Source organism: Rhizobium sp. CCGE531, from assembly GCF_003627795.1.
Lineage (GTDB): Bacteria > Pseudomonadota > Alphaproteobacteria > Rhizobiales > Rhizobiaceae > Rhizobium.
The window spans coordinates 1,186,837-1,212,792 of the sequence record NZ_CP032685.1 but is presented as its reverse complement, the minus strand read 5'-3'; the positions used below and the strand labels follow the sequence as shown (position 1 = coordinate 1,212,792).

At 60.4% G+C, this 25,956-nt stretch carries 13 protein-coding genes and 2 pseudogenes; 13 read left to right on the top strand and 2 right to left on the bottom strand.

Features of this window, described 5'->3' with window-relative positions:
* Positions 1 to 15: 15 nt before the first annotated feature.
* A pseudogene (locus tag CCGE531_RS34905) lies at positions 16 to 149 on the bottom strand (AraC family transcriptional regulator); the annotation flags it as partial.
* A gap of 282 nt (positions 150 to 431) precedes the next feature.
* On the opposite strand from CCGE531_RS34905, the gene CCGE531_RS25125 reads away from it, so the two are divergent.
* The 7 genes and pseudogenes from CCGE531_RS25125 (at position 432) to CCGE531_RS25095 (ending at position 15,147) form a co-directional block, all read left to right on the top strand.
* Entirely contained in the window at positions 432 to 3,302 is a 2,871-nt protein-coding gene (locus tag CCGE531_RS25125) for a molybdopterin cofactor-binding domain-containing protein (protein WP_120668817.1), read from the top strand.
* A complete protein-coding gene (locus CCGE531_RS25120; RefSeq protein WP_120668815.1) occupies positions 3,299 to 3,823 on the top strand; it encodes a (2Fe-2S)-binding protein in 525 nt (174 codons plus the stop codon). Before CCGE531_RS25125 ends, CCGE531_RS25120 begins: the two co-directional genes overlap by 4 nt.
* A complete protein-coding gene (locus CCGE531_RS25115) occupies positions 3,816 to 4,805 on the top strand; it encodes a hypothetical protein (protein WP_120668813.1) in 990 nt (329 codons plus the stop codon). The genes CCGE531_RS25120 and CCGE531_RS25115 overlap by 8 nt, the downstream gene beginning before the upstream one ends.
* Before the next feature lie 725 nt (positions 4,806 to 5,530).
* A complete protein-coding gene (locus tag CCGE531_RS25110) occupies positions 5,531 to 8,551 on the top strand; it encodes a Yip1 family protein (protein ID WP_162944001.1) in 3,021 nt (1,006 codons plus the stop codon).
* Positions 8,552 to 8,581: 30 nt separating this feature from the next.
* Positions 8,582 to 13,195, top strand: coding sequence for a GMC oxidoreductase (locus tag CCGE531_RS25105; RefSeq protein ID WP_120668809.1), 4,614 nt, complete (start codon positions 8,582 to 8,584; stop codon positions 13,193 to 13,195).
* A 69-nt stretch (positions 13,196 to 13,264) separates the two neighbouring features.
* Positions 13,265 to 14,149, top strand: a complete 885-nt coding sequence (locus CCGE531_RS25100; RefSeq protein WP_120668807.1) for a DUF1295 domain-containing protein — start codon at positions 13,265 to 13,267, stop codon at positions 14,147 to 14,149.
* A 281-nt stretch (positions 14,150 to 14,430) separates the two neighbouring features.
* A pseudogene (locus tag CCGE531_RS25095) lies at positions 14,431 to 15,147 on the top strand (IS6 family transposase).
* Between the two features lie 185 nt (positions 15,148 to 15,332).
* Here CCGE531_RS25095 and CCGE531_RS25090 read toward each other — a convergent pair.
* Positions 15,333 to 16,640 carry a hypothetical protein gene (locus tag CCGE531_RS25090; RefSeq protein ID WP_120668805.1) on the bottom strand — a complete coding sequence of 436 codons (1,308 nt, stop codon included), beginning with the start codon at positions 16,638 to 16,640 and terminating at the stop codon, positions 15,333 to 15,335.
* 400 nt (positions 16,641 to 17,040) lie between these two features.
* Here CCGE531_RS25090 and CCGE531_RS25085 point away from each other — a divergent pair, with 400 nt between their 5' ends.
* From CCGE531_RS25085 to CCGE531_RS25060, 6 genes are all read left to right on the top strand, one after another.
* Positions 17,041 to 17,814 (top strand): hypothetical protein, encoded by a 774-nt coding sequence (locus CCGE531_RS25085; RefSeq protein WP_162944000.1) that lies wholly within the window; start codon positions 17,041 to 17,043, stop codon positions 17,812 to 17,814.
* Positions 17,815 to 18,013: 199 nt separating this feature from the next.
* Entirely contained in the window at positions 18,014 to 18,673 is a 660-nt protein-coding gene (locus CCGE531_RS25080) for a hypothetical protein (protein WP_120668801.1), read from the top strand.
* Positions 18,674 to 18,678: 5 nt separating this feature from the next.
* The gene (locus tag CCGE531_RS25075; protein WP_120668799.1) at positions 18,679 to 19,986 is read left to right on the top strand and encodes a hypothetical protein; all 1,308 of its coding nucleotides are present in this window, start codon (positions 18,679 to 18,681) and stop codon (positions 19,984 to 19,986) included.
* Between the two features lie 259 nt (positions 19,987 to 20,245).
* The gene (locus CCGE531_RS25070) at positions 20,246 to 21,979 is read left to right on the top strand and encodes a hypothetical protein (RefSeq protein ID WP_120668797.1); all 1,734 of its coding nucleotides are present in this window, start codon (positions 20,246 to 20,248) and stop codon (positions 21,977 to 21,979) included.
* 9 nt (positions 21,980 to 21,988) lie between these two features.
* Positions 21,989 to 23,086 carry an aminotransferase class I/II-fold pyridoxal phosphate-dependent enzyme gene (locus tag CCGE531_RS25065; RefSeq protein ID WP_120668795.1) on the top strand — a complete coding sequence of 366 codons (1,098 nt, stop codon included), beginning with the start codon at positions 21,989 to 21,991 and terminating at the stop codon, positions 23,084 to 23,086.
* A gap of 11 nt (positions 23,087 to 23,097) precedes the next feature.
* On the top strand, positions 23,098 to 25,893 hold the full coding sequence (locus tag CCGE531_RS25060; protein WP_120668793.1) for a DUF2272 domain-containing protein: 2,796 nt from the start codon (positions 23,098 to 23,100) through the stop codon (positions 25,891 to 25,893).
* The last annotated feature ends 63 nt before the right edge of the window (positions 25,894 to 25,956 follow it).

Here is a 25,956-nt window from a genome sequence, read left to right as displayed (position 1 = left end):
TGCCGAGAGGCACTCTGCAAAGCTAGATCGCGACACCCCGCTACGCCAGCGAGCTCGGCAACGCTGCGACGCCGGAACGGCTCGTCACGAATAGCCTCGAGTGCGCGGCTTATCGGCGCGTCGGTCAATGCGCTGAGCCAGCCCGTGTCCTGGGGGTACCGCGCGGACTCACATGTGCATGACGTGCGCGGTTTCGTCTGAAAGCTTATGTCGCAATTCATCTTGACTTACTAATAAGTGCAACTATGGTGTTGATGCGAGTTCGATTGCACGCCTGCCGGGTACAAATTCCTACAGTTTGAGTGCTTCCAAGGGAGACATATGTGAGTGGCCTTCGTCGCCTGCATATGTAGGTTCGATACCTCGTCTTCGTGCATTCCAATCGACTGAGTTGCTCAAAGTCTCTTCACTTTATTGGCGAGGGGTGCGCGATGAACGATACGACTTTCCAAAACATTCATACGAGTTCATCCATCAAGCGGCGCTGTTTCCTGCAAGGTGCGGCAGGCTTGATCGCGGTTACCGTCCTTGGGCCGCCAATGAGGGCCAACGCGAACCAGTCATCCGCGAGCCAGTCATCAGGCAATTCGACAAGCGTGCAGGCACCCGTCCCCGGCGTGGCGACTGAGCGGATCGACGGCCGCGCGAAGGTGACTGGCCAGAAGGTGTTTGCCCGAGACTTCAGTTCCACGGATATGGGGTGGGGTGGGGATCAGTGGTACGCGCTCTATCTGCCGGCTCTGACGACCGAGCACAAATTCCTGAATGTGGATTTGAGTTACCTGCCTGATGACGCAAAGCCAAAACGGGTCGTGCTCGGCAATCACCTGAAATCGGCAGTCCGGGCTGCTCCGTTGGCCCGATATCGCGATCTTGAAGTCGAGGCGAACGCGATCGAACAACACGAAAAGGGGTTCGTGGAACTGTTCAAAACGCCGCTTGCGGCGTCTGCCCAGGCCTTTGCCTCAAAGGGATCCTCGTCGGTAGAATTCGATATCATTGTTAAGCCCGGCAATGTTCCGAATTACCTCGGGCAGGCTGTCGCTTTGCTCATGTTCGACAAGCGGGAGACTTATCGGGCGGCAAAACGCTACATGCAATTCAACGACGCCAGCTTTCAGGTGTATGCGTTGGATGATGCTTCCTCACAGGGCATGGGCGCGCCGTGGTCGCCTCAAACAACCTATGTAAAATACTTCGAGAATAGCGAAGCCTTCAGCTACGCCACAGCCGATCCGACAACCTATCAGCAGAACGTTCCCTCTTATCGCGACAAGATCAACCAATATCTGGCACAGAATCCGGATCTGATCCGCCAGCCGTTTAGCGTTGACACGCAAGCCATGGATCCGATGTTTATGGAGCCGGAAAGTGGGCTTGCCTATTATGACAGCAAGTCTCAAAGCCTGTCTCTGGTCCTCGGGACACAGTCGCCGGACGGCGATGTCTCAAGCGCGGCATCCATGTTCAGCGGCGCTGACTCGCCCATTGTCGTCAAGGAGGTCGTACTCCACAGTTGCTACCCTGGCGGTGGTTTTGGCGGCCGGGACAGCTCGCCCTTTTCCCAACTGCTGGCTTTAACCGCCGCATTTTCCGATGGAGCTCCCGTTAAGCTCGCCCATGATCGGTTCGAACAGTTTCGCTACGGCTTGAAGCGCCCCGGCGCTGCGATCAAAGGCGAGTTGGTTGCCGGACCCGACATGAAGTTGCGCTTGGTCGAAGCGACAATGAATTTCAACGGAGGAGGACTGCGCAACCTCTCCCCTTACGTTGCTAATCTCGCGGCGCTCTGCGTAGGTGGATCTTATGAACTGCCGATGGCAAATGTTTTCGCACAGTCGAAGCACACTCAGGATATTACCGGCGGGTCTCAGCGCGGATTTGGTGGACCGGAGGCCTTTCTCGCGATCGAGACGGCACTCGACGATATCGCGGCATCCAAAGGCTGGGATCCGATCGCGCTGCGGCGCGCTAATATCACTGACACTGGAGGCCGAACCGTCGTCGGCGGTCCGATCGATCAGGAATTGCGTCTCGGAGAAATACTCGATCAAGCGGAGGCTCATGCCCTCTGGGCAGATCGGAAGAAAATCAAGGCCGATTATGCGGCTCGCGGGTTGACTTACGGCACCGGTATAGCGCTGTCCATGCAGGCTTACGGAACTTCCGGCGACGGAATGGTCGCAGCCGTCCTGATCGATCCCGACGGCAAGTTGACGGTCCAGTCCGATGCCGTCGACATGGGAAATGGTTCGGCAACTACATTGGGCGTGGTCATCGGGCCAATTCTCGGCGCGAATGCGTCTGCTGTTGATATGGGCGGCTATCTGCTGTTCGGTCAAACCGGATTGACCACTGGCGGCAATGGAAGTGATTGGAATAATCCCCGCTGGACGGCCAAGGGCGTTGGCTCCTCTTCCGCCTGTCTCACGGGTCTCCATCAGGTTCATACCGTACAACAGACGGCGCTTGCCTTGATGCAGGCCAGTATTCTGCCGGCAGCTGCAGCAATCTGGGAGCTGCAGGACCTTAGTCTCGACGATGTCAAATGGACCGATGGGCGGTTGGTTTTCGTCAATGGTGGGACCGAGCCGATAACGTGGGCTGATCTTGCAAAAGTGATCTACAGCAAAGGACTGCCGAAAGGAGCGCTCGGCCATGCGTTCATTCAGGGAAGTTGGGTCGAGGCTGACTTTGCAGGGCCGGACGGCAACATGCATTTGCAGCTCGACGGCTTGTCCTTCTATTTGCCAAACGCCAAGGATCCGACGTTTGTCGGTCGAACGAACACGAAGCCGCCGCCCGCGATAGCCCAACGCTACTCGCGTTATGTCTGGGCACCCTGCGCAAACGTCATCGGGCTGACGGTGGACAAGGGCAATGGCTCGGTAAAGATCGAAAATGTTCTTTCCATCCTCAACGCCGGCAGATTGCTTGTGCCGCAGCTTGTTTCCGGACAAAGCCAAGGGGGGATCGCGATGGCGATCGGCTATGCCTTGATGGAAGACATGCCGAACGGCATGGCGGGACCCGCTGACGGAACCTGGAACCTGAACCGCTATCATGTGCCCCGTTGGAGCGACGTGCCGTTGAACACCGCCTATCAACCAGGCAAGCGTGCGCAGGAGCTGGTGACATTGCCGGAAAGCGCAGGTGACCGTGGGGCAGGCCGCGGTATTGCCGAGGCAGTGATGTGCTCCGTTGCGCCAGCGATTTCCAATGCTCTGCACGATGCATTGGGCCGTCGCTACACATCCCTGCCGATTACGCCGGCGAAAATCCTGGAGGGACTGCGAGCATGACGATTTCCTTCAAAGTCAACGGCATCGCTCACGAGGTGGATTCTGCTCGCGCGGACGATCGGCTGATCGACTTCCTTCACGATGATCTCGGTCTAACCGGAACCAAATTCTGTTGCGGGATCGGAATCTGTCGTGCCTGCACAGTCGCCTCCATCCGCTCGCCCAACGAAACGGCCGCACCGGTCATCAGCTGCTCCACCGCACTGGCGATGGTCGATGGCACGGAGATCACCACGATCGAAGGCGTCACGCCAAGCGAAGGATTGCTTCCAATCCAGGAAGCCTTTCTGCAGGAGTTCTCGTTTCAATGCGGCTACTGCGCTCCTGGCTTTGTCATAGCATCCCAAATCTTTCTGGATGGGCTGCGGCAGTTGGGCAGTCTGCCAAGCGATCTCGACGCGGCGATCGAACAGGCCGTCGGTTCCCATATCTGTCGCTGCACCGGCTATGTCCGCTACTACGATGCCATCCGCAAGACAGCCGAAGCGATGTTCGCAAAGGAAGGATCGCACAATGGCTAGCCACCCTTTCAATCGCCAATGTCTAGCCCTTCTATTGCTGGTGTCAGCCGGGCAGTTGCTGGCAGGCCATGCGCGGGCCGATCAGATCGATGCGGGTTCGACCAGGGAACTTTATGGTGCGGAATGCCGCAAGCAGGTGGGCGACATTCCTGAATTCTCCTGCAGCGATGGGGTCCCGGTGCCGATTACCGTCGATGGGAAGAGCGTACCGGCAACGAAGAACATGACGTGCGATCGGCCCGCCTTGCTTCCAAACGGCGCGGAGTCTGACGGGCAATGCGTACCGAACTCCCGCATCTTGTCCCTATCGACGAAGACCATGCAGATCGCCGTCATGTGTCGGCAAAAGATCATCCGGCCGGCGGACAAAATGGAGTTCGATGAAATCGATATTGTGGCTCACAACCCGAAGACGGGTGCGACTTGCTGGTTCCAGGCGGAAGGAAAACCCAACCAGCCTGTGAGCGGTGAGAAGGTACCGTCCCCGACATCCCAACCTTCGAACGAATTTTGGAACACACCGGAGACCACGCTCAGTAACGGCTGTGGAACCTGTCACGACAACGACCCCTTCATGTTCTCGCCGTTTGTGGGCCAGGTCTGGAACCACATGCCCGTGAACCCCTTCGGCCCATATTATCACGTGGATCTTCCTTCGCCTCATCGCATCGGTTTCAGCAGTTGGCCGACCCAAGCACTCAATCCGACCGACAATACGTGCCTCGGCTGTCACCGAATCGGTATCGCGGAGACGTGCCGACAGCTGACGGACGAGATGACTGGGCGTTTTCCCGAGGGGGCGGATGATTGGGCGCGCCGTTTCCCGGGCTCACATGCAATGCCGCCGGATATCGGCATCACGCAGACCAGTTGGAATGCGATCTATAAGTCCTCTGTGGATCAGATCAGATCGTGCTGTCAGAAGCCTGACCAGAAGGCATGTCACGTAACCGCAATTCCTGCCTATCCGCCACCGAACTAAAAGATTGTTCCGGTCCGGCGTAAGAGTGACGAGATCGTCCAGCCAATGGCCTTATGTTGATTCCTGCGATTGATTGAGGACTCGCCACACTTTTGCGGCAACGATCTGACGGAAGTCAAGGTCATATCGGCGACGTGAGCTGACGGAACAGACCATCTAAATCCGCTTTGATCGGTGGAGCTGCCGCACTCACTCTGCTATGACACAGGCAGCTATCCACCCCGATGGGATCTCAAGAGCGCGGCAAGAAATGGAAGACCCGGCGGTGGCTCATGGAATGATCGAGGCACAGCCCACACTCCTCCATCGCCCAATCATAAAGCCCGGTCGAGAATGGAACATCATCCTTAAATTGTTCCACGAAATCACGAAATCAAATCGGGGTTTAATAAGAATCCCCTTGCCAAACGGCTGGGGACAATCAATACTTTAGAATGATCGCATACATTGCAATTTTCCAGGGCAAGATATTCATCTCGGCGCATTGAGCGGCTGACGGATATCGTATGAAGAGATTTGCCCTCGTGCGACCGGACCTGATCATGGATGGCCCTGCCGTACAGCATGACATGACCACATTCAGCATGACGTGAAATCGGCGATGAAGGGCATCATTGCCAATCAATAATTCGCAAAGCAGGCAATTTCCACACGGGGGATCGATGGTGGGCGGTCTGGCGATATCCAATTTCACACGCTATGCAAGCACACTACGGACAGTCGCCTTGGCCGCAGCCATGCTCGCGGTTCCCCTTCAGGCGGCGCAGTCGCAACCGAGCGATTATCCCGCAGCGTCCCTCACGCCGCGATCGCAGCCGGGATGGGATGCAACGCCGAACGGCATCGATCCGTCGGCGCCTGCCGATGAGCCGCAGGGTGGCGCGACAGAAGCCGGCACGCCGGTGAACAAGCGTGGCGAAGAATGCTTTGCGACCGAACAGCGCGATCTCTTCAGCGATGTCGATATGGTCGCCGGCGCTGACGGCAAGCTGCGTCCGTTCGACTATCAAGCCAATGGCGTCATCACGCCCGATGCACGCAGCGCGATCAAGGGAAAGAACACCTGGATCCTTTGGGGAGAAGGCAATGACGTGTTCTGGAACTGGATACAGCAGCACGGCTACGGGCTCACCGATTTTCTCGTGCTGACGGATTCGAGAAATCGCGACGCAAGATTTGCAAAGTTCGGCCTCATCAATCAACCGGGGATGAAGGCGCAAACCGACAGAACCAAGCGGCTCCTCGGTCTCTATATCGACCAGCCCGATGGCGACCTGGTCAAACTGAAACAACCGGGAACCGATATCGATCCGAAGACACAGGCGCTGGTGGCGCGTCCCGTATCACGAACGGAATGCGAAGCCTTCGAGCCGTGGGATCGCGATCAGTACCGCAAGGTATTGGCCGAGCTTCCCGACGACGGGCTCGATCCGAACGTATATGGCTATCCGAGCGGTATCGTCGGCCTGCGGTTCATGCCGAATCCGGATTTCTTCGCCAAGACCAACAGCGCGCGGAAGGCCCGGCAATACTGGAAATCACGCGTCGAAGATGCGCCGGGCGATCCGTATTATACGGATACCTCGGTCAATGCCGATCCGACGCTGGTTCGCCCCTTCCGCGTCAGCATGTCCTGTGGCTTCTGTCATATCTCCCCACATCCGCTCAATCCGCCGGCCGATGTCGAAAGGCCGCAATGGTCCAACCTGTCCACGACAGTCGGGGATCAATACTGGAATCCGGTGTCGACCTTTGCCAACCTGAAGAAGCCGAATAGTTTTCTCTATCAGTTCCTCGTCAGTCAGCAGCCCGGCACGATCGATACCTCGCTCGTCAGCACCGATCACATCAACAACCCCAATACGATCACTGCAATCTTCGACGTGCCGGCGCGGCTTGATCGCGCCCAAAAGAACCCACCTGAAAATCAGAATGCGGCTAATCTGCTCATTCCGCAGATCGAAGACCCACAACCTGGCGCCAATCCCAGGCACACGCCGCGCGTCCTCCTGGACGGCTCCGATAGCGTCGGCATCTTCGGCGCCCTATCGCGCGTCTATCTGAACATCGGTGCCTATTCCGAGGAATGGAAACGGGTCCAGAACACGATCGTCGGCTTTACCGCTCAACGCCCCTTTGCAGTGGCGACCGCGCTGAAGAACTCGGTCTATTGGCGGGTAGCCGACAAATATCGCATTCCCTATCTCGCCGCCTTCTTCACCTATCGCAGCAAACAGGACGGTGAAAGCGTCACTCGCCCGATGCATCTTGCCGATACGCCCGACGGCAAGCCGATTATCGAGGCCGAGCACAATGATGCCGCCAATGGCCGCAAGGTGTTCGTCGAAAACTGCGCCGTCTGTCATTCGAGCAAGCAGCCCGCCGGTTTCACGCTGCAGTTCTCGCGCGACTGGTCCAAGAAGGACATACCCAGTTTCGACAGCTCGGCGACCCTGACCCTACCGATGGATTTCGCCGATTGGCAGGATTTCATCAAGAGCAAGGACTATGGCGAATACGTCAAGCAAATCGGCACTCTCGCCGGGGAGCCTGCGGGTCAGCAGGATGTTTTTTTGAAGGACAATTATCTCTCGACCGATATTCGGGTGCCGATAACGCTCGTCGGCACGAATTCGGCTCGCGCCGTCGGCACCAATGCGATGCGCGGCCAGGTCTGGGACAATTTCTCCTCGGAAACCTATAAATCGCTTGCGGCCGTTGGCGAGGTCCACTTCTTCAACCCGTTCTCAGGCAAGCCGGTCGACCGCTGGGGCAACAATGACACCTACGCCCCTCCCGCGAGAGGACCCGGATACTACCGGCCGGCTTCGCTCATAAGCCTGTGGGCGACCGCTCCCTTCCTGCACAACAACACGCTGGGCGAATATACGGGCGACCCGTCCGTCAAAGGTCGACTGAAGGCTTTCGACGATGGCATCGACAAGGTTCTCTGGAGCGCGAAACGCCAGACGAGCGGCGTTCGCCACCTTGGCGATCTGCGCGGCAAGATGGCGCTTGCCGATGGAGACAGCGGCTTCATCTACCGGACGACGCAGCCGACATGGATCGACTTTCCCTCCCGCTTCATCCGGCCGCTCATCAGCGGCGTGATCGGCCCCTTCTGGATATCTTTCCTGACGACCTATGTGTGGGTCGGGCTCGCGGCCGTGGCCCTGGTTCTGGCGTTTTTCGGGCGTCCGAGGCATGCGGGTTTCGTCTTCGCGCTGATTGCCATATTGGTGGCGGTAGCACTGCGCGCGAGCCGCATCGACACGATCTATCCGATACTGTGGCTCGTGCCGGCCGTATCGGCCGCAATCGCCGCGCTCCTGTGGTTTGTCACGCGGCGCCTTTGGATCGCAAGAGCGATCTTCGTCGCGCTTGCGCTGATCAGCCTGTTTGCGAGCGAGCAAGCGACCGCGTTTGTCAGCGGTGGAAAGGGCGATCTACGGATCGGTCCGATCCCGACCGGCACGCCCGTCAGTCTCCTTATGAATATAAACCCTGAGGCTTCGACGGGCGATCTACTGCAAGCGGTCTTCGGCTTGTCTCGCGGCATTCTGCGCATCCGTAAGGATTCCCTTGCCGACGGACCCGCGTGGGACGCCTTCAGGACAGAGGCCGCCGCGCCTTTGATGCGGGTCAGCAAATGCCCGGACTTCGTGGTCGATCGTGGGCACTGGTTCGCCGACGCATTGCCGGATGAAAACAAGCAGCAGCTCAAGGCGTTCCTGAAAACACTCTGATGTCCTTAAAAGCGGAGACCGATCCAGACCATGGCAACGGAATCGCAGCAAGCCGCAAGAGATACAATCGTCGCCGCAGCAAGCGACGCCACGGCCACACCGTTCGACTACATCATTATCGGATCCGGAGCGGGCGGCGGCCCATTGGCCGCGCGCCTGGCGCTCAGCGGCCGGCGCGTATTGGTGATCGAAGCCGGCACCGATTCCGCCATCGACGACAGCGGCAAGCCGAGAGAAGTCTACGAGGTTCCCGCCTATAACGGCGCGGCGACGGAAGACGAGGCGACGAGCTGGGATTTTTCGGTCCGCCACTATGCCAGCGATGCCAAGCAGCGGGCCGATAGCAAATACGATCCGGCCATGGATCCCTCGCAGCATGGTGAGACCGGCAAGGGCGGCATCTTCTATCCGCGTGCCGCCGCGCTCGGCGGCTGTACTTCACATCATGCCATGATCATCATTCGTCCCAACGATTCCGACTGGGACGACATTGCGCGGCTGACCGGCGACGATAGCTGGCGCTCTGAAAACATGCAGGGTTATTTTCCGAAGATCGAGCAGTGTCTGTACTACAAGGTCTACAAGGGCTTTCTCGGCAACATTCTGGGCGGTCTTCTAAGCCTGGTGCAGGCACTCGCCTCCTTCGTCAATCCGCGTCGCCACCTCGATCCGAACGGCCACGGCTTCAGGGGCTGGCAACCCACGAGCTTCATCGATCCCCTGGTGATTGCCGGCGTCGCCCGCCGCGATCGCACGTTCCTCTGTCTCATCTTCAATGTCATATGGTCCGCGCTTGCGGGCAAAGGCGAACGATCGATCTTCAGGCGTGCGCTCGCGCATTTGCAGATCATCCAATTCCTCGACCCCAACGTGCGGGCGGCCGACATTGACAGTCGCGCCCGCCTCTCGCTGATTTCAATCGGAACCAATGGCAAGACGCGCTATGGCTTGCGCGAATGGCTGCTTGATGTCGCTTCCAGATATCCGGATCGGCTCATCCTGAAAACCGGAGCCCATGCGACGCGCCTCATTTTTGAAAAAGACGCAAGCAGTGCGACCCCGCGTGCTATTGGCGTCGAGGTGGTGCTCGGCAAATATCTCTATCGGGCGAGCAAGCGCAACAACGAGGCGGCAGCCGGCGAAACCGTACAATATTTCGCCAACCGGGAAGTCATCGTCTGCGGAGGATCATTCAATACCCCGCAACTCCTGATGCTGAGCGGCATCGGCGATGCGAGGAGGCTCAAAGCGCTCGACATCACTGGACCGTGCGACAAAGGCGGGGCCGCGGTTGCCCCGGTGATCAATCTGCCGGGTGTCGGATCGAACCTTCAGGATCGCTACGAGGTGAGCGTCGTTTCCGAAATGCGCAGGGAATTTGCGACGCTGAAGGGAGCGACCTTTCGGCCCGGCGATGCCAAGGATCCGCTGCGGGCTCAATGGCTGGCCGACAAGACGGGACTTTACGGCACCAATGGCGGCGCCCTTGCCATGATGATGTCGTCGTCGGTCAACAAGAGCAGAGATGACCCCGATTTTTTCGTCTTCGGCGTTCCGGTCGCCTTCCGTGGCTACTACTGGAATTGGTCCAGGGAGCTCCTGCGGCCTACCAAGGGCGCACCGCGGGACCAGCGCAATCTTTGGACATGGGTGATCTTGAAGGCCTATACCAACAACAATGGCGGCACGGTCAGCCTTCGCACGCGCAATGCCTTCGACGTGCCCGACATCAATTTCCATTCCTTTTCCGAAGGACCTTCCGGATATCGCTTAGACCTCGATGCGGTCAGCGAGACCGTGGGGCGTGTGCGCGAGATCAACGGCAAGATTACCGGCATGAAGGCAGAGATCCAGCCGGGCAGGGGGGTGGCGGATAGTCCATCGGCGCTTAGGCAATGGGTGCAAGACGAGGCCTGGGGACATCACGCCTGCGGCACCTGCCGGATGGGTTCGGACCGTTGGCAACCGAGCGTCAAGGCCCTGCGTGACAAGGGCGCGGTGCTCGACAGCAGCTTTCGGGTTCATGGTGTTCGCAACCTGCGCGTTGTCGACGCGTCGGTGTTTCCGCGAATTCCGGGCTATTTTCTCGTCACGCCGGTATTCATGATCGCTGAGAAGGCCGCCGACGTGATTGTGGCGGACTCTTCGGCCTATCCCAGCGAAATGGAGCAGCGTGAAGCTGCCGCAATCCATCGGCGCCGCGGCCAGCTCGATGAGACAAGAGATCGAAACGTGCTGGCGCCGACCTCGCTCCCGAAAGACACCATCGGCTTGGCTCTGTCCGGTGGCGGTATCCGCAGCGCCACCTATGCGCTTGGCGTTCTGCAGGCGCTGGCTGCCGCGAAAATCCTGCGACGCGTCGATTTCATGTCCTCGGCATCGGGCGGCGGTTATATCGGCGGTTTCCTCGGGCGGCTCTATACGCGGATGACTGACGATACTCCCGACAAGGTCGATCGCATCGAGGCGACGCTGACCGATCCCAATTCCTCGGAAATCTGGTGGCTGCGCCGCCATGCCGACTATCTCATCGGTGGCGGCCGTTCCGACGTTGAAACGGACCTTGCGATCATCGCCAGAAACCTGGCGGCGGTGCTCTTCTGCGTCGGCGTGCTGCTGCTCGGCGGTCTTGGCGCGCTCAGATGGATATCGGAAGTGGCGGCGCCGGTCGTCGCAGCCAGCGGCTGGCGCATCGCCGGCGTCCCCGTCTCGCCCTGGTGGCTGGCGTCGGCGGCAGTGCTGCTTCTCGCCGTACTGCCGATATCCATCGGCTACTGGCTAACCCCCAATGAAGGCTCGAGACGACCCTATTCGCGATTCGGCGTCCTCGGCTGGGCGGTACTTCTCGGCTGCGCGATCACAGCGATCGACGTTGGCACTCTTAGCGGCATAGCCCTCATCGCGACGGCTGTCCTGATGCTGGCTTGGTTCTGGCAAGAAGGCGTGCGCTGGAATGTTCTGCCTGGCGGCGGCTTTGCCACGCTCTACCGCAACAGGTTGTCGCGCGCGCTCGGCAGCGCTCTCTTGATATTCGTTGCAACGGTGGGCTTCGTATTCATCGACAGCATTGCCCGCAGCCTTGCGGCGAAGGACTACAGTCCGATCATGGCGGGATCGATGCTGGCCGCCTCGCCGCTGCTTCTCTTGCTGCGCAAGATCGTCATCGGCCTCATTCCGCGCGATGATGCCCAACTGGGGGGGAAGACCGGCAGCAAGCTTCTGATCGGGGTTCTGGCGTTTTCCTTTGCGGCCTTGTTGTTTCTTGGGGCGGATATCCTGGCGCATAGTGCCTTCAAGCCGGGGCTTTCGACCGGCATATGGATGACGCTTGCGGCGCTTGCCGTTTCCGTTGCGGCCGGACGGGCGATCAATTTCCTCAATCTGTCGTCCCTGCAGCAGTCGCTGACGCAGAAGCTGACACGCACCTTTCTCGGCGCATCGAACGGCTGGCGTGTCCACCCGACTGGCACGGATGCGCCGGTTCCGATCCAGGTGTCCGACGACAATGACGACCTGTCACTTGATGATTACCACCCGGAGGACAATGGCGGGCCGCTGCATCTCATCAATGTCTGTATCAATCAGACGGTCGATCACATCTCGGGCCGACAGCTCCGTCAGAACAAGGGCCTGCCCATGTGCCTCGGTCCGGGCGGCATCAGCGTCGGCCAGCAATACCATGCCGTCTGGGAGGCCCGCGGCGATCGTCTCGCAGCCAACAAGGCCATTGTCCGGGCACTGCCCGTGGCGCCGGATCCGCACAAGTTCCATGTGCTTGGCCAATGGTCTGCCGATACGGCGACCGTCGAGCAGCTGACGCTCGGGCGCTGGCTGGCGATCTCGGCTGCCGCAGTCTCGACCGGCGCCGGGCGCAGCAGCAGCCTGTCGATGTCGCTCCTGCTCGGATTGCTCAATGTGCGCCTCGGATACTGGTGGAATAGCGGCATCAATGCCGGCGGGCGTCCCGGGCGATATCCTCCCAATCTGTGGCAAAGAATAAAGTCGCTGCCATCAACCATCCTCGCCGTCCAGGCCATGCTGCTCAACGAATGGCGCGCCTATTTCGAAGGTCCGTCCGCCAGACGCTGGTACCTCAGCGACGGCGGACATTTTGATACGACAGGCCTTTATGAGCTCATCAGGCGACGGCTGCCGTTCATCATCGCCGTCGATGCATCTGAAGACGCGCAGTATGAGATGGGTGAGCTCGCCATTCTGATGCGGCAGGTGCGCCTCGACTTTGATGCCGAGCTTGTCTGGCTCGATCCCGGTGCTGGCGCATCTGTGGCAAATCCCTGGCAAGGCTTGGACGATGCCGCCGCGCCGACGGTCATCCCTGCCTGGATCAAAAGCCTTGTTGCCCATCCGGAAAGGCTTGGCAGCCTCGATCAGCTCAAGAGAAATGGCCCGGCCTGTGGGGCGCTGGCATGCATCCGCTATCGCGACGAGCCTGACAGGAACACCTGGGTCCTGCTGATCAAGGCCAATCTGGCGCCGGCAATCCCTGCCGATGTCCAGAACTACGCCGCGACGCATCCAAGCTTTCCCAACCAGGGGACCATCGACCAGTTCTTCGACGACGATCAATGGGAAAGTTACCGATCGCTCGGCCAAAGCGCCGGCAGGGCGATCTTCGAGGCTTGAGGCCGCGGCGTTTTGAGTCGGCCTGCAATTTGTGGAGTTTTAGTCTCACCGCACAGGGGGAAATGGGAAATGAGCCAGCTTCTGGAACCAAGCGTAGATGACATCAAGCTTAGGCGCCGAAAGATTTTTGCCTTCCTCTATGGAAGCTTCATCTACATCATCGGCGTCTGGGGTATCCTGCTTTACACTGTCGGCTTCGTTGGCAACTACTTCGGACCGATTATCAACAGCAGGTTCGGGAATGTCTTTCCCTGGAAATCGATCGACATGGGAACGGTCGAGCCTTTCTGGACCGCGTTGGCGATCAACGTCGGCCTATTGTTCATTCTCGGTTTGCAGCATTCGGGAATGGCCAGGCCCACGTTCAAGAACTGGTGGACGAAAATCGTCCCGAAACATCTGGAAAGATCCACTTACATCGTCGTCGCAATCGCCGCCCTCGCATTGCTGCAATGGCAATGGCGGCCGATACCGAACGTTATCTGGAATGTTGAGGACCCCTTCTGGCGACCCGCTCTGGCGTGGATTTCGTTTGGCGGTTGGTTGACGGTCCTCTATGCGACGATCCTCGTCGGCCATTGGAAGGTTTTTGGAGTCGACCAGGTGATCGATTTCCTCGAAGACCGACCCTATACCAAGGCACCTCAGACGACGCCGGAATACTACAAGGTTGGTTGGCCAATCACCATCAAGGGGCTCTGGTATTATTCCCGTCACCCCGATTTCCTCGGCTTCATCGTCGCCTTCTGGGTGACGCCCGCCATGACCGTCGGACATCTCGTGTTCGCCATCGGCCTCACGATCTACATCATGATCGGGATCTATTTCCTGGAGCGCAATCTCATCAAGCTGTGGGGGCCAGACTACGCTGAGTATGTGAAGACTCGTTCTAAGATCATACCGTGGTTTGTCCGGCAGCGCCCGATATCGCTGTCGCAAAGCAAAACTGACTGACCGTCACCCGAGGGTTTCGATGCTGAAGCACGAAGCGGGCTCCATTTTTGTGACCCGATTTTGGCAGCGGTAGCCAAGCAAAAATCGGTGTTGCTATGTGACCACCACTGAAATTTCAATGGCTTATAATATGGATCGCAACCCTAACCGCATGCCGGTTCACGGGAATAGATGATCTGTCACTCGACGGCTTTCGAGCGTGTCCAGTTGGACGCCTCTCAGCAGGTCCAAGGGCACCGTAACGTTAACCGAGCATCGATCAAAATATGGGATCTGGTGGGATGACCAGATTTACCCGTGATCCTCTTTATCGTCGCCACCGATTTCCGGCGGAGGTGATTGCCCATGCTGTTTGGCTCTATTTCCGGTTTCCGCTCAGCCTGCGGATGGTCGAGGATATGCTGGCAGCTCGTGGCGTCATCGTCTCTCACCAGACCGTGTGATTGTGGGCTGAGAAATTCGGCAGACACTTTGCCAACGATATTCGGAAGCGATCGGCCGGCAGGCTCGGTGACAAATGGCACCTTGATGAGGTCGGCATCACCATCGGTGGGAAGAAACACTGGCTTTGGCGCGCCGTTGATCAGGACGGCTTAGTTCTCGACGTGTTGGTGCAAAGCCGTCGCAATGCCAAGGCGGCCAAGCGCTTGATGCGAAAGCTTCTGAAAGGGCAAGGCCACACGCCGCGTGTGATGATCACCGACAAGCTCCGGTCTTATGGCGCAGCGAAGCGGGAGATCATGCCAGGTGTCGAGCATCGCTCGCACAAGGGCCTGAACAATCGGGCGGAGAATTCTCATCAACCCGTCCGACGACAGGAGAGGATCATGAAGCGCTTCAAGTCAGCGCGACAGCTTCAGCGTTTCGTTTCCATCCACGACTCGATTGCCAACCTCTTTCACGTTCCCCGCCACGATATTCCATCCGCTCACCATTGCGAACTGCGAGCAGCAGCCTTGGATACTTGGTGCCAAATCACACGTCTTCACACCGCATGACCAAAGCCTCACTCCCAGATCTTGTTTTCAGAGCGTTAAGTTTACAGTGCCCAACACAATATACCGTCAGTAAAGACAACCAGCGCGAAAGAAATCGTAGAAGCGTTTAGCACCGCACGGCTTAGAGAGTTTCCGCAGGATCAACGCTTCCTCGACGCGCCACTGTCTCAATTCGAACAGACCATCTAGCCAAAGCGTCTCAGAGTGGGATTGACACGTGCTGCCTGACTCCGAATGCTGCCAAGCGCGCGCTTTCCAACAACCGAAAGGGCGGCGTTCTGAATATTCTGGCCATTGGCAACGCCCTTGACGAAAGCAAGGGCATCGGCCGCATATGGCGATGGCGGCAAAACGCGGCCGGCGGCAACGAAAGCCGCGTCCTGCAGCTTCTTGCCTTGCGCGAGAGCCAAGGCTCCGTCAAACGCAGCCTTTGCCGCGGGGCCGCCGGGCAGGCGCTCGCGTGCTGCGGCCAGCAGTGATTGTTCAATGTTCTTGCCGCCAGCGAGGTTGAGCGCGACGTCGAAGGCGGCCTGGGCGATGGCCCCTCCGGGAACAGCGCTGCGCGCCGCGGCTAATACTACCTGCGTTATAGGCTTGCCGGCGGCAAGTGCGTTGGCAGCACCAAGAGCGGCCGCAACGCCGGTGCCGATGCCTGGCACGAAGGGGGCAACCATCTCGGCGAGTCTAAGCTGATCGCGTGCCGCATTGATCTGGCCCTTGACCGCTGCAGTCAGGGCACGGTCGAGGCGCTGACCCTTCGCCAGCCTCACACCGGCGTCAAGCGCAATGGCTGCCGGGCCGGCCGTGAGCCGGACCGCATTGGCGCCCATGCGGGCGATATCGCCGACCACGGGGATGCGGCCGACAGTTTTGGCTACGCCGCTGGCGACGTTGGATACCTTCTTGACCACTTTGCCGACGCTGCGCACCAGGCCGCCAAGGAAGTACTCCATCTGCGGATCATATTCGAAAGGGTCGAACGAGGGCATCCGTCCGTTTTCCCATTCGCCTTCAGATTCGAGTTCCGCTGCAAGGGCCGGCGCATAGAGCTCCGCCGCCGCCGCAAGGGCGCCGAGCGCTTCGCGGTGGCCGCCCTGTCCACCGAATTCCTCAATCGCGTGGCGGGCGGCCTCGCCTGCTAGCCGTACGAAACGGCGGCTTTCGGCCAATGCGCGGCGGCGGCGGTCGGTCTCGCCGAATTCCATGTCGAACTCGCTGTCCGGGCTGCCACTCAGCAGGCGGCGGCGGGCAATATTCTTGAGAAGTCCGCCCATCGCCGCACCGAGCCGCGGGCTGAGCATCCCGCCGGAGCCGGCGGCGGCATGAGCGAGCGTGGCGCCGAGGAGATGATCAAACGCATCCTCCGATCCGCTGCGCGAAAGGCGAATGCCGAGTTCGAACACCTCCGCTTCACTCAGCGCCTCGTCGATCACACGGATCCGCGGGTGGCGCAAGGAGTGGCTTCCATAGGACGGCTCTAATGCGATCGTCATCTCAGTTTCTCCGTGGTTGGATGCGTTGCGGGCCGCAATCCCTCGTGCAAGCCCAGTGCCAACCGAAGGGGCTGAACCGCATGACGGTGAAAGAAGGGGGCGTAGGATCAGCCGCTCTCCTGAAATCAGTCATAAAAATCAGTTCCTTCGGCTGATGCCCCTGCGATGAACGAAGACTCACCTGTCGTCGTTGTAGATCCGCTCCTCTCCTCTTCTTGGCCGAAAATACTTTCGCGAAATTCCGCTGATTTTCACCGGTAGCGAAAGCGGTTTCGGTGTGGTCGGAAATCGGAATCAAGAAAATCAAGTAGTTAGATCTGGCACGGAGATTGCGAAGCTCTCCTTGCAATCGCAGGCGTCGCGCCGGCGAGATCGAGTTTCAAAACTGGAGAGCATGACGATGAACGGTTTCGAGAAGGAAGCATTCGAAAGGGATGCATTCGAGTTGAGCCCGCAGAACGAAGCTTTCGAGAGCGAGCAGTTCGAATGGGGCGGTGAGGCGGAGGCTGAGGCTGAGTGGGGCCATGAAGCAGAGGCGGAATGGGGAAACGAGGCGGAAAACGAATGGGAGGCTGAGGGAGAGCGCGAGTCGGAAGCCGAGTGGGGGGCCGAATACGAGTGGGAAGCCGAATCCGAGGCTCTCGGCGAAGCCGAGGTGATGGAACTCGCAGGCGAACTGCTCGAAGTCACCAATGAGGCCGAGCTCGATCTCTTTCTCGGTAATCTCATTAGGAATGCCGGCCACGCCATCGGCCAGGTGGTGAAGTCGCCGGTCGGCCAGGCCATCGGGGGCTTTCTGAAGAGCGCGGCAAAAAAAGCGCTTCCGCTTGCTGGCGGGGCGCTCGGCGGTCTTGTCGGCGGACCGCTTGGCGCGCAGATCGGCAGCGGCCTTGCTTCGGCGGCCGGCAACGCGCTCGGCCTGGAGGCCGAGATGGAGGATGAGGATCGCGAATTCGAGGGCGCCAAGAACTTCGTGCGAATGGCCGGCGACGCGGTGAACAAAGTGCTCACCTCGCCCCTGAGCGGCGATCCCGCTGCGGCCGCCAAGGCCGCTGTCACCGAAGCCGCAGGCAGGTTTGCCCCGGGTCTGCTGCCCGGCGGCGCCCGTCATCATCGTCCGCTTAGCGGGCGTTGGCATCGCCAAGGCCAGAACATCGTCATCGTCGGTATCTGAGGTCCCGAAGCATTCAAAAAAGGAGGCTGTGATGGTCACGCCGCGAAATCCTCGTGATGGCAATTTCCGTGCCCGCCGCAGGGCAAGGTTGTCGGGTGGCGGGAGCGTGCTCTGCGATGAGTGTGGCGAGCCCCTGGGGCAGTGTCACTGCGGGTCGCCGGCCTCCAGCCAACCAGGCGGAAACCTATGGAGAAATTCAATGCATGACTTGGACCGCGTGCGCCTCGAGCTCGGCTCGCAGGAACGGCAGCTTGAAGCCGAACAGTTCGAATTCGGCGAGATGGAGACGTTGAGCGGCGAAGCCGAGGGGGTCTTCACCGAGATGGAGAATATGGAACTCGCCAGCGAATTGCTCGAGATCGGCAGCGAGGCCGAGCTCGAATATTTCCTCGGCGGGCTGATCAAGAAGGCCGGCCACGCACTGGGCGGTTTCATCAAGTCGAGTGACGGCCAGGCGCTGGTCAGCATGCTCAAGGGCGCGGCGCGTAAGCTTCTGCCTCAGGCCGGCGCGGCCCTGGGCGGTGCACTCGGTGGTCCCGAGGGCTCGCGCCTCGGCAGTCAGGCCGCGTCGCTTGCGGGCCGCGCTTTCGGGCTGGAACTGGAGGGATTGAGCAATGAGGACCGTGAATTCGAGGTGGCGCGGCGCTTCGTCGACCTTTCAGGCGAGGCGGTCAAGAACCTCGTGCAAGCATCGCCGGGGCGGGTTAACGGCAGCGGCGTCACCGCAGCCCTTGCGGCCGCAGTCCAGGCCAAGGCACCAGGTCTCGTCCCAGCAATGGGCGGCGCGCCGGTCCGCAGGCCTGCGAGAAGCGGCAAGTGGGTCCGGCACGGCCACACGATCATTCTCGTTGGAGTGTGAGAGCCATGTCCGCCGCTCCACTTGCGCATTGGATGCTGGAACAAGAGGCGAGAGCCCTGCTCACGCGCCTGGCCCGGCTCAAGCCCTTCGTGCTCAACCAGCCGATGGTGCCGGCGGCAAGCTTCCTGCCCACTGCGCAGCTCGCAATCGAACGCTTCCTCGCCAAGGGGCGCAGCGAGCTGAAGCGCCGCATTCGCCAATTCATCGCCTGGGTCAATGGCCCGGGCAGGCAAGTCCCGGCGGCCGACGCACAGCAACGTTTCGTCTTTCTCAGGCTGCGCTTCAACGCAGTGCTCTCGCAGCTCGATCTGTTCGACCATGTGCTCGCGCAGCGCGGACAGAACGAGCTTGGCGTCTGGCTTTCGGGCCTCGACGCTGTGTCTTCCGACGCCTTGGCGCTGCCGGGCTATTACCAGGCGCCGCCGGTGATCTGCTATCTCGATCGCGGCGTGGGGGCAGCCATCAGGCGGGCACGCACGCGCCTTCCTGGTGGCGGTGAGAACCCGGTCTCGATCATCCGCATTCCGCGTGAGCGCATGATCAGCAGCGGCATCTCCTCCTCGCTGATCCACGAGGTCGGGCATCAGGGTGCCGAACTTCTCGGCCTCGTCGCCTCGCTCAGGCCGGCGATACGCGAAAGGCGCTCGAAATCCCACGATCCGCTGGTCTGGAACCTGTGGGAGCGCTGGATCTCCGAGGTGATCTCGGATTTCTGGTCGATCGCCCGCCTCGGCGTTGTCTCGACACTGGGCCTGATCGGCGTGGTCGGGCTGCCGCGGCCCTTCGTGTTCCGGCTGAATGTCGACGATCCGCACCCGATGCCCTGGATACGGGTCAAGCTGAGCTGTGCGATCGGCGACGCGCTCAACCCCCACCCGCAATGGCAGCGCGTGGCTCGTGTCTGGGAAAGCTACTATCCGCTCGACAGGCTCTCGGCCTCCCAGCGAGAACTGATCGTACGGCTGGAGCAAAGCCTACCTGCTTTCGCCGCACTCCTTGCCGGTCACCGGCCGCCTTCGCTCAAAGGACGTTCGCTCGCCGAGGCGCTGGAGGCGCGAGACCGCCGTCCCGAACGGCTCGGCGCTCTGTTCGAGGCGTGGCGGCGTGAGCCGGCCCAGATGTACCGGGCACCGCCCTCGCTCGTCTTCGCGGTGATCGGCCAGGCCAAGGCGGACGGACATCTCGGCCCGGAGGACGAGAGCGAGCTCCTGGCGCGGCTGCTGACCCATTGGGCCATCGGCAGCACATTGAATGTCGTCCCGGTCTGGACAGCCTTGCCCGGCCGACAACTACAACCCATCCCTGCAATCTGACGCTGGAGTAACGAGCATGACACCCGCGGTTTCTAAAATACAGGACGAATGGACCTGCCATATCTACTATTCACCCACGAAACTCCATGAGGGTTCGGAGGTTGATGTTTACGTCTTGCTGCATCATCCGCAATTTCGGCACCACCCGGATATCGGCCAAGGAGGATTTGTAGATCTAAGCAAACATCCTGAATTTTATGGTCGTTTTGACTATGAGTACAACCTTGGCGAAGGTGATCGTCCCCTGGATGAATTGGGATTGAAAGCTTTCGAAAACCCGGATCGGTTCAGATTGCCTTCCTATCTTTCGGAAGGGCCGTATGTTCTTGCCGTCAAGATGACACTCAAGGACGACTGCGACGACCAATTCGGTGGGGTTCAGGTTCCCCGTGCCTTGAGGGGCGGCAGTAACATCGAGATCTCGGCCAGGCCTGAGACGGTGAAGGTGGCGTTGCAGCGGACGGCCTCTTCGTCGACGCTCGATCAGGCCCTCTGGGCGGCGATCCGCAATCGCACATCCGCAATGAGCTTTCCCCGCTATCAGCGTTTCATCAACACGTTGCTGGTCGACAAGGGAGGCTTCGACAAGGTGGTGCAGAAAGTGGACCATGAGCTCCGCAGTCTGGATGTCCATGTCGAAGAAAAACAGCGGCCGCTCGGCGTGTTCGGCCCGCACGCCTACGGCGTTCTCAAGCTCGCCACCCAGGCTTTTCTTACTTTGGAATGTGGTGCGACGATCCGCGAGCACGATGCTTTCGGCGAAAGGGATGATCTCTTTACCGCCGAACATGAGGAGATGCGCAACGATCAGGAAGGTATCACCGCCCGTGACCTGGAAAAGCGCCTTCGCAGCTATCTTAGGACCTCCGATGGGCAGCCCGTCGCTCTGCCTTATCTCAAGCGAATTGTACGCGCCTTTATCAGCCTGAAGAAAGATGAAGTTGCGAAGCCGGAAACGTCGCCTTTCAGCGAGGGTATTCTCGGGCATCGTTTCACTGCCCCCAGCATGCTGGAGCTGATCTGGTCCTATTGGCTGGAGGAAGGCATGCTTGTGCAGACGATCAATGCCATCGCTCTGCGCTTCCAGAACCGCCGCAGTTCGCCGCATGACCCGCTCGGCGAGCTCGAATTCGATCCGCTGCGTCCGCTCAACAATCTTCTCTGGGGCTATATCCAGGACGAGCATAACCGGCTCACGGTTTCGCGCCGCGCTTATGAATACCAGCACCACTATGGCCTTGTCCTGCAGGGTAAGGCGGTAAGCGGCATGGCGCCCGCGGATACCCGCTCGAAATTCATCGAGGCCTTCCACAACCTGCTCTATCGCACCAGCATGTTCTACCGGGAGGATCGCGACACCACCGTCATCGCCGACGCGTTCCCGCTCCTGAATGCGTTGAGAGAAGTCCATCTCATCCTGGCGGAAGGTGCGCATAACCAGTTCGGTGACCTCACCTGGACGGCGCGCGGCGAGATGCTGATCAACCAGTGGATGCTGGCACGGCCAGAGATGCGCGAGTTTCTGCGTGGCCGCTACATGGTGCCCTACCAGGAAGGATGGATGGGTGCGGTCGACTGCATGAAGAAGCTCCAGGGCTGGTCCGATACTTCGATCACCCATTTCCACGAACTGGCGGTGACGGGCGAGCGCATCCTGCTCTCCATCCGTTACGGGGACTGGGTCGACATCAATAATATCGAGGAGCAGGCCAAGAACTGGGCCCGGAGCTGCAAGCCCGAGATCCAGCGTTACCTGCATGGCTATCAGGCGGTTACAGGTGTCGATCTTGCTGCCGAGTCCACCGAGGCACAGGACGGCATGGGCAGGCTCACTCAGCCGTCCAAGCTGCTGCAGCGGCGCCTCGTGGCCCAGCGCAGTGCCTCTCTCGGCCGGCGGCACGGAGGCATGCGTGCCATCGGGACGCCTACCACCAGCGCGATGGAGGAATTGCCGCCGGTGCGGCCCGCCCAGAAATATCTCGCCGATAAGTAGAGCAGGGTCATGCCCGACTTCACTTCGGCCCTCTATCTGGGCCTGCGCCATGAACATGCCTCGCTCCGGCCATGGCGACAATTGACGACCGGGCGCCCAGCGGCGCTCGGTCCATCCCCGGAGACCGACGAACTCGAACGCGCCCTCGCTCGCTTTCTGGGCTGCGGGGCCGTCGCCGTCGGGCCTTCGACCCTTCACTTGTTCTGGGACCTGTTCGACATGTTCGCTGACGATGACATCACGGTGCATATCGATAGCGGCGCCTATGCCATCGCCCGCTGGGGCGTCGAGCGCGTTGCCGGGCGCGGCGTACCGGTACGGACGTTTTGCTCCCATGACGTCGGCGCCCTTCGAGCGTCGCTCGCTCGGCGGCCGGTGAAGCGCGTGCCGCTCGTGGTTGCCGATGGTTTGAACCCCCTTAACGGAAAGCCCGCTCCCTTGCCTGACTATCTCGGTCTGGTCCGGCAGGGCGGAGGATGGCTGATTCTCGACGATACGCAGGCATTGGGCATCCTGGGCGAATATCCCAGCCCCGCCCGCCCTTTGGGTCTCGGTGGCGCGGGCGTGCCGGCCTGGTTCGGATTGCCCGATACCCACCTCATACGCGTAGCGTCGCTCGCCAAGGGCTTTGGAGTGCCCATGGCCTTGATCGGCGGCAGCCGGCCGATCATCGAACGCTTCAAGGCGGTCAGCAAGACGCGCGTCCATTGCAGCCCGCCCTCGGAAGCGGACATCGCGGCGGCGCGCCTGGCGCTGGCGGTCAATTCACGGCGCGGTGAATCGCTTCGCAAACGCCTGCTCCACTTGGTTCGTCTATTTCGGCAGGGGTTGCGGACGATCGGCCTTACAGCCCAAGGCGGCTGCTTTCCGATCCAGACCCTGGTCCTGCCGGCGCAGGTGTCGGCCGCCGGACTGCATGCAGCGCTCGAATGGTCGGGCGTGGCCACGGTGCTTCATCGTGCGCATCGTGGCGGCGAAATGCTTATCAGCTTCCTTTTGAACGCGAGCCATACCCCGACAGACATCGAAGTGGGGCTCGATGCGCTCCGTCTGCTCGTCACAGCTCGCACACGACATGAAATCCAGCAATCAACCTTACTAATCTAGGAGTGACAGCCATGGAAAAATTGTTGCGGTTCAATCCCGAGCCTTTCGGCTCGGAACTGGAATTCGAAACTTTCGAGCATGCGTTCGAGAACGAAGCAGAAATGGAGGAGGAGTTCCGCCGCCGCGGTGGAATGACACGCTCGGCGCGCGCCGGCCGCGCAGCGACACTTTTCCCACGCTATCGCATGCCATCCCGCACGTCCCTTCGCGGATCCGCTTCGCGTCCGCCGTTCCGGACGGCACAGGGGCGTTTCGGTGATCAGGCTCCCTCATCGTTCCGCTCATTCGGAGGCAGCATGCGGCCATTCCCGACGACCGATGGACAGCAGGGCCATCCTTGGACGGGACGCTACGGCAAACGCTACTTCGGTCGCGGCCATGGCGGCTGGCGCAATCCGTGGAGCGGAGCGGCCCTCGACCCGGCAACAGCCTATGATGGCGGCATGCCCTCTGATTTCGTGAGCTGGATCCAGTCCAGCCTCAACGATCAGCTCGGCCTGCGCCTTCCTGTCGACGGCAACATGTCGGCGGCCACGCGCAGCGCCGTCCGCACCTTCCAGGAGCGGCAAGGCCTGCCCGTCACCGGCCTGGTCGGACCAGAGACGCAGGCTGCGCTTAGACAGGGTGCGGGAAGCGCCGGCGCCATGGGACCACCCGCCCCGGCGGCAGCGCCCGGCGCGGAACCAGCTCCGTCGCCGCCTGACGCACCTCCGGCGGACGCCACGGCAGGGCCTGCTGACGGCGCGGCAGCGGGCGAACTGGAATTCGACATCGAAGCCTATCATCCACTAAGGCGCCGCAGCCGACCGGCGCCGAGAAGGAGGAAACCCGCGCCTGCTCCCGGTCCAGCCCCGCTGCCGGCCGCTACAATTGCGGCCAATGCGGCAAGCATCGCCCGAAAGCAGTACTCCCTCTGGAACAAGGGCAAGCTCTCCGAGACGGAGCCCCGGGCGCTGCCCATGCTTCAGGACTACTGGAAGACCGGGCTTGGCATCAGCTACACCACCGCCCAGTTGGCCTCGCCGGCCTTCCAGAAGGCGCATTACTGGAGCGCGGCATTCATCAGCTGGGTAATGCGCAAGGCTGGCGCTGGCGGCGCCTTTAAATATGCGGCCTCCCATTCGATCTATTTTGCTGCCGCGCGCAAGAACCGCGCCGAAAACAACGCCAATCCCTTCAAGGCCTACCGCCCCACCGAGATCGCGCCGCGCGTGGGCGACCTGATCTGCAATTGGCGTGACAAGCCGGTCACCTATGACAGCGTCAAGCCTGGCGACCCCGGCCATTGCGATGTGGTTGTGGCCGTCAGGTCAGATCATCTGCTGGCGATCGGCGGCAATAAAGGCAGCAACGGCACCGTGCTGATGGTCAAAGTGCCGATTGATGCAAAGGGCCGGCTCAAAGGGGCCAAGTTCTATGGCATCATCCGCGCCGAAGACGTGGGCGGATCCATCAAGCCGCAGCCCCAACCCCAACCCCAACCTCAGCCTTCTCCAGGCCCCGTTCCCTCCGTCGTGCCGCTGCCTCACGTCGCCGTGCCCTCGGTGATCAAGACCGAGCGCGCGCCGCCACGCACAACGCTTTATGCCAGGATCGATCTTTCCATCGTCGACAAGTTCGGCATCAAGGCCGAGCCGATGACCGGCATCTTCGTTCCCAACGGCTTCGTCAGCGGCCGCAGCACGGACATCGTCCTGTGGCTACATGGACATAAGGGCGACAACAGCCGTCGGCTCGCCATCGACCGGTACTGGAATGCAGCTCGCGTCCCCTATGGCGCCTTCCGCGAAGGCGTGAACGAGAGCGGTCGCAATATCGTGCTGGTCGCCCCGACGCTGGGTGCGCGGTCGGAGGCCGGAACTCTTGTCAAGGCAGGCGGATTGGACAAGTTCCTTGCCCAAGTACTGGGAGTATTGGGGCAGGGCGTGCCGTCGGCGCTCGGCAATCTGATCCTCGCCTGTCATAGCGGTGGCGGCTCGCCGATGCGCCGCATCGCCGGCGGGAATGACAAGGCCCTGGCGAATCTGCGCGAATGCTGGGGGTTCGACTGCACATATAATAGCGGCGACGACAGTTTCTGGGCCGATTGGGCCAGAGCGCGTGCGGGCGCGCGTTGCTACATCTACTACATCAAGGGGTCGCCGACGGCCAAGCTTGCGGAATCGTTGCGGAACAAACATGTTGCCAACGCCGTCGTCCAGCCCTCCAAGGATGGTCGCCACAACTATGTACCCATCACGCATTGGAAGGAGCGTCTTCAAGGGGCTAGCTTCCTGCAGGCGCACGGTTCGTCCGGCCCGGGGCCATCGCCTCAACCGGTGCCGTCAGGCGAACCCAGCGACCTGAAATCGCTCAGCCATGCCGAGTTCATAGAGTTTGTAGGGGAAAGGGCTCGCAAGGCGATGGCCGCTACCGGAGTGCCGGCGTCCGTCACGGTAGCTCAGGCGATCGTCGAGACGGGTTGGGGTAAACATACGATCGGCTCGGCCAAAAATCTCTTCGGCATCAAGGGCAAAGGCCCGGCTGGCAGCGTAACCGTGCCGACCAAGGAATATGTCAATGGTCAATGGATCACCATCCAGGCTGCCTTCGCCAAATATAACAGCTTCGAGGAGAGCATCACCGAACATGCGCGCTTCTTCCTGCGCAACAAGCGGTATGCCAAGGCGCTCAGCGTCAAAGATGATGCGGAAGCGTTCGCACGCGAAATCCACAAGGCGGGATATGCGACGGGTCCCGACTACGCCACAATGTTGATCAAGGTCATGCGCCAGAACAACCTGCGTCGCTTCGATAGCTTGCAGTAGAAGGACGCTGCTCAAATTCCGGATAGCGGTGAGGGGCCTGCCGCTATCCGGGTTCGTTCAGAA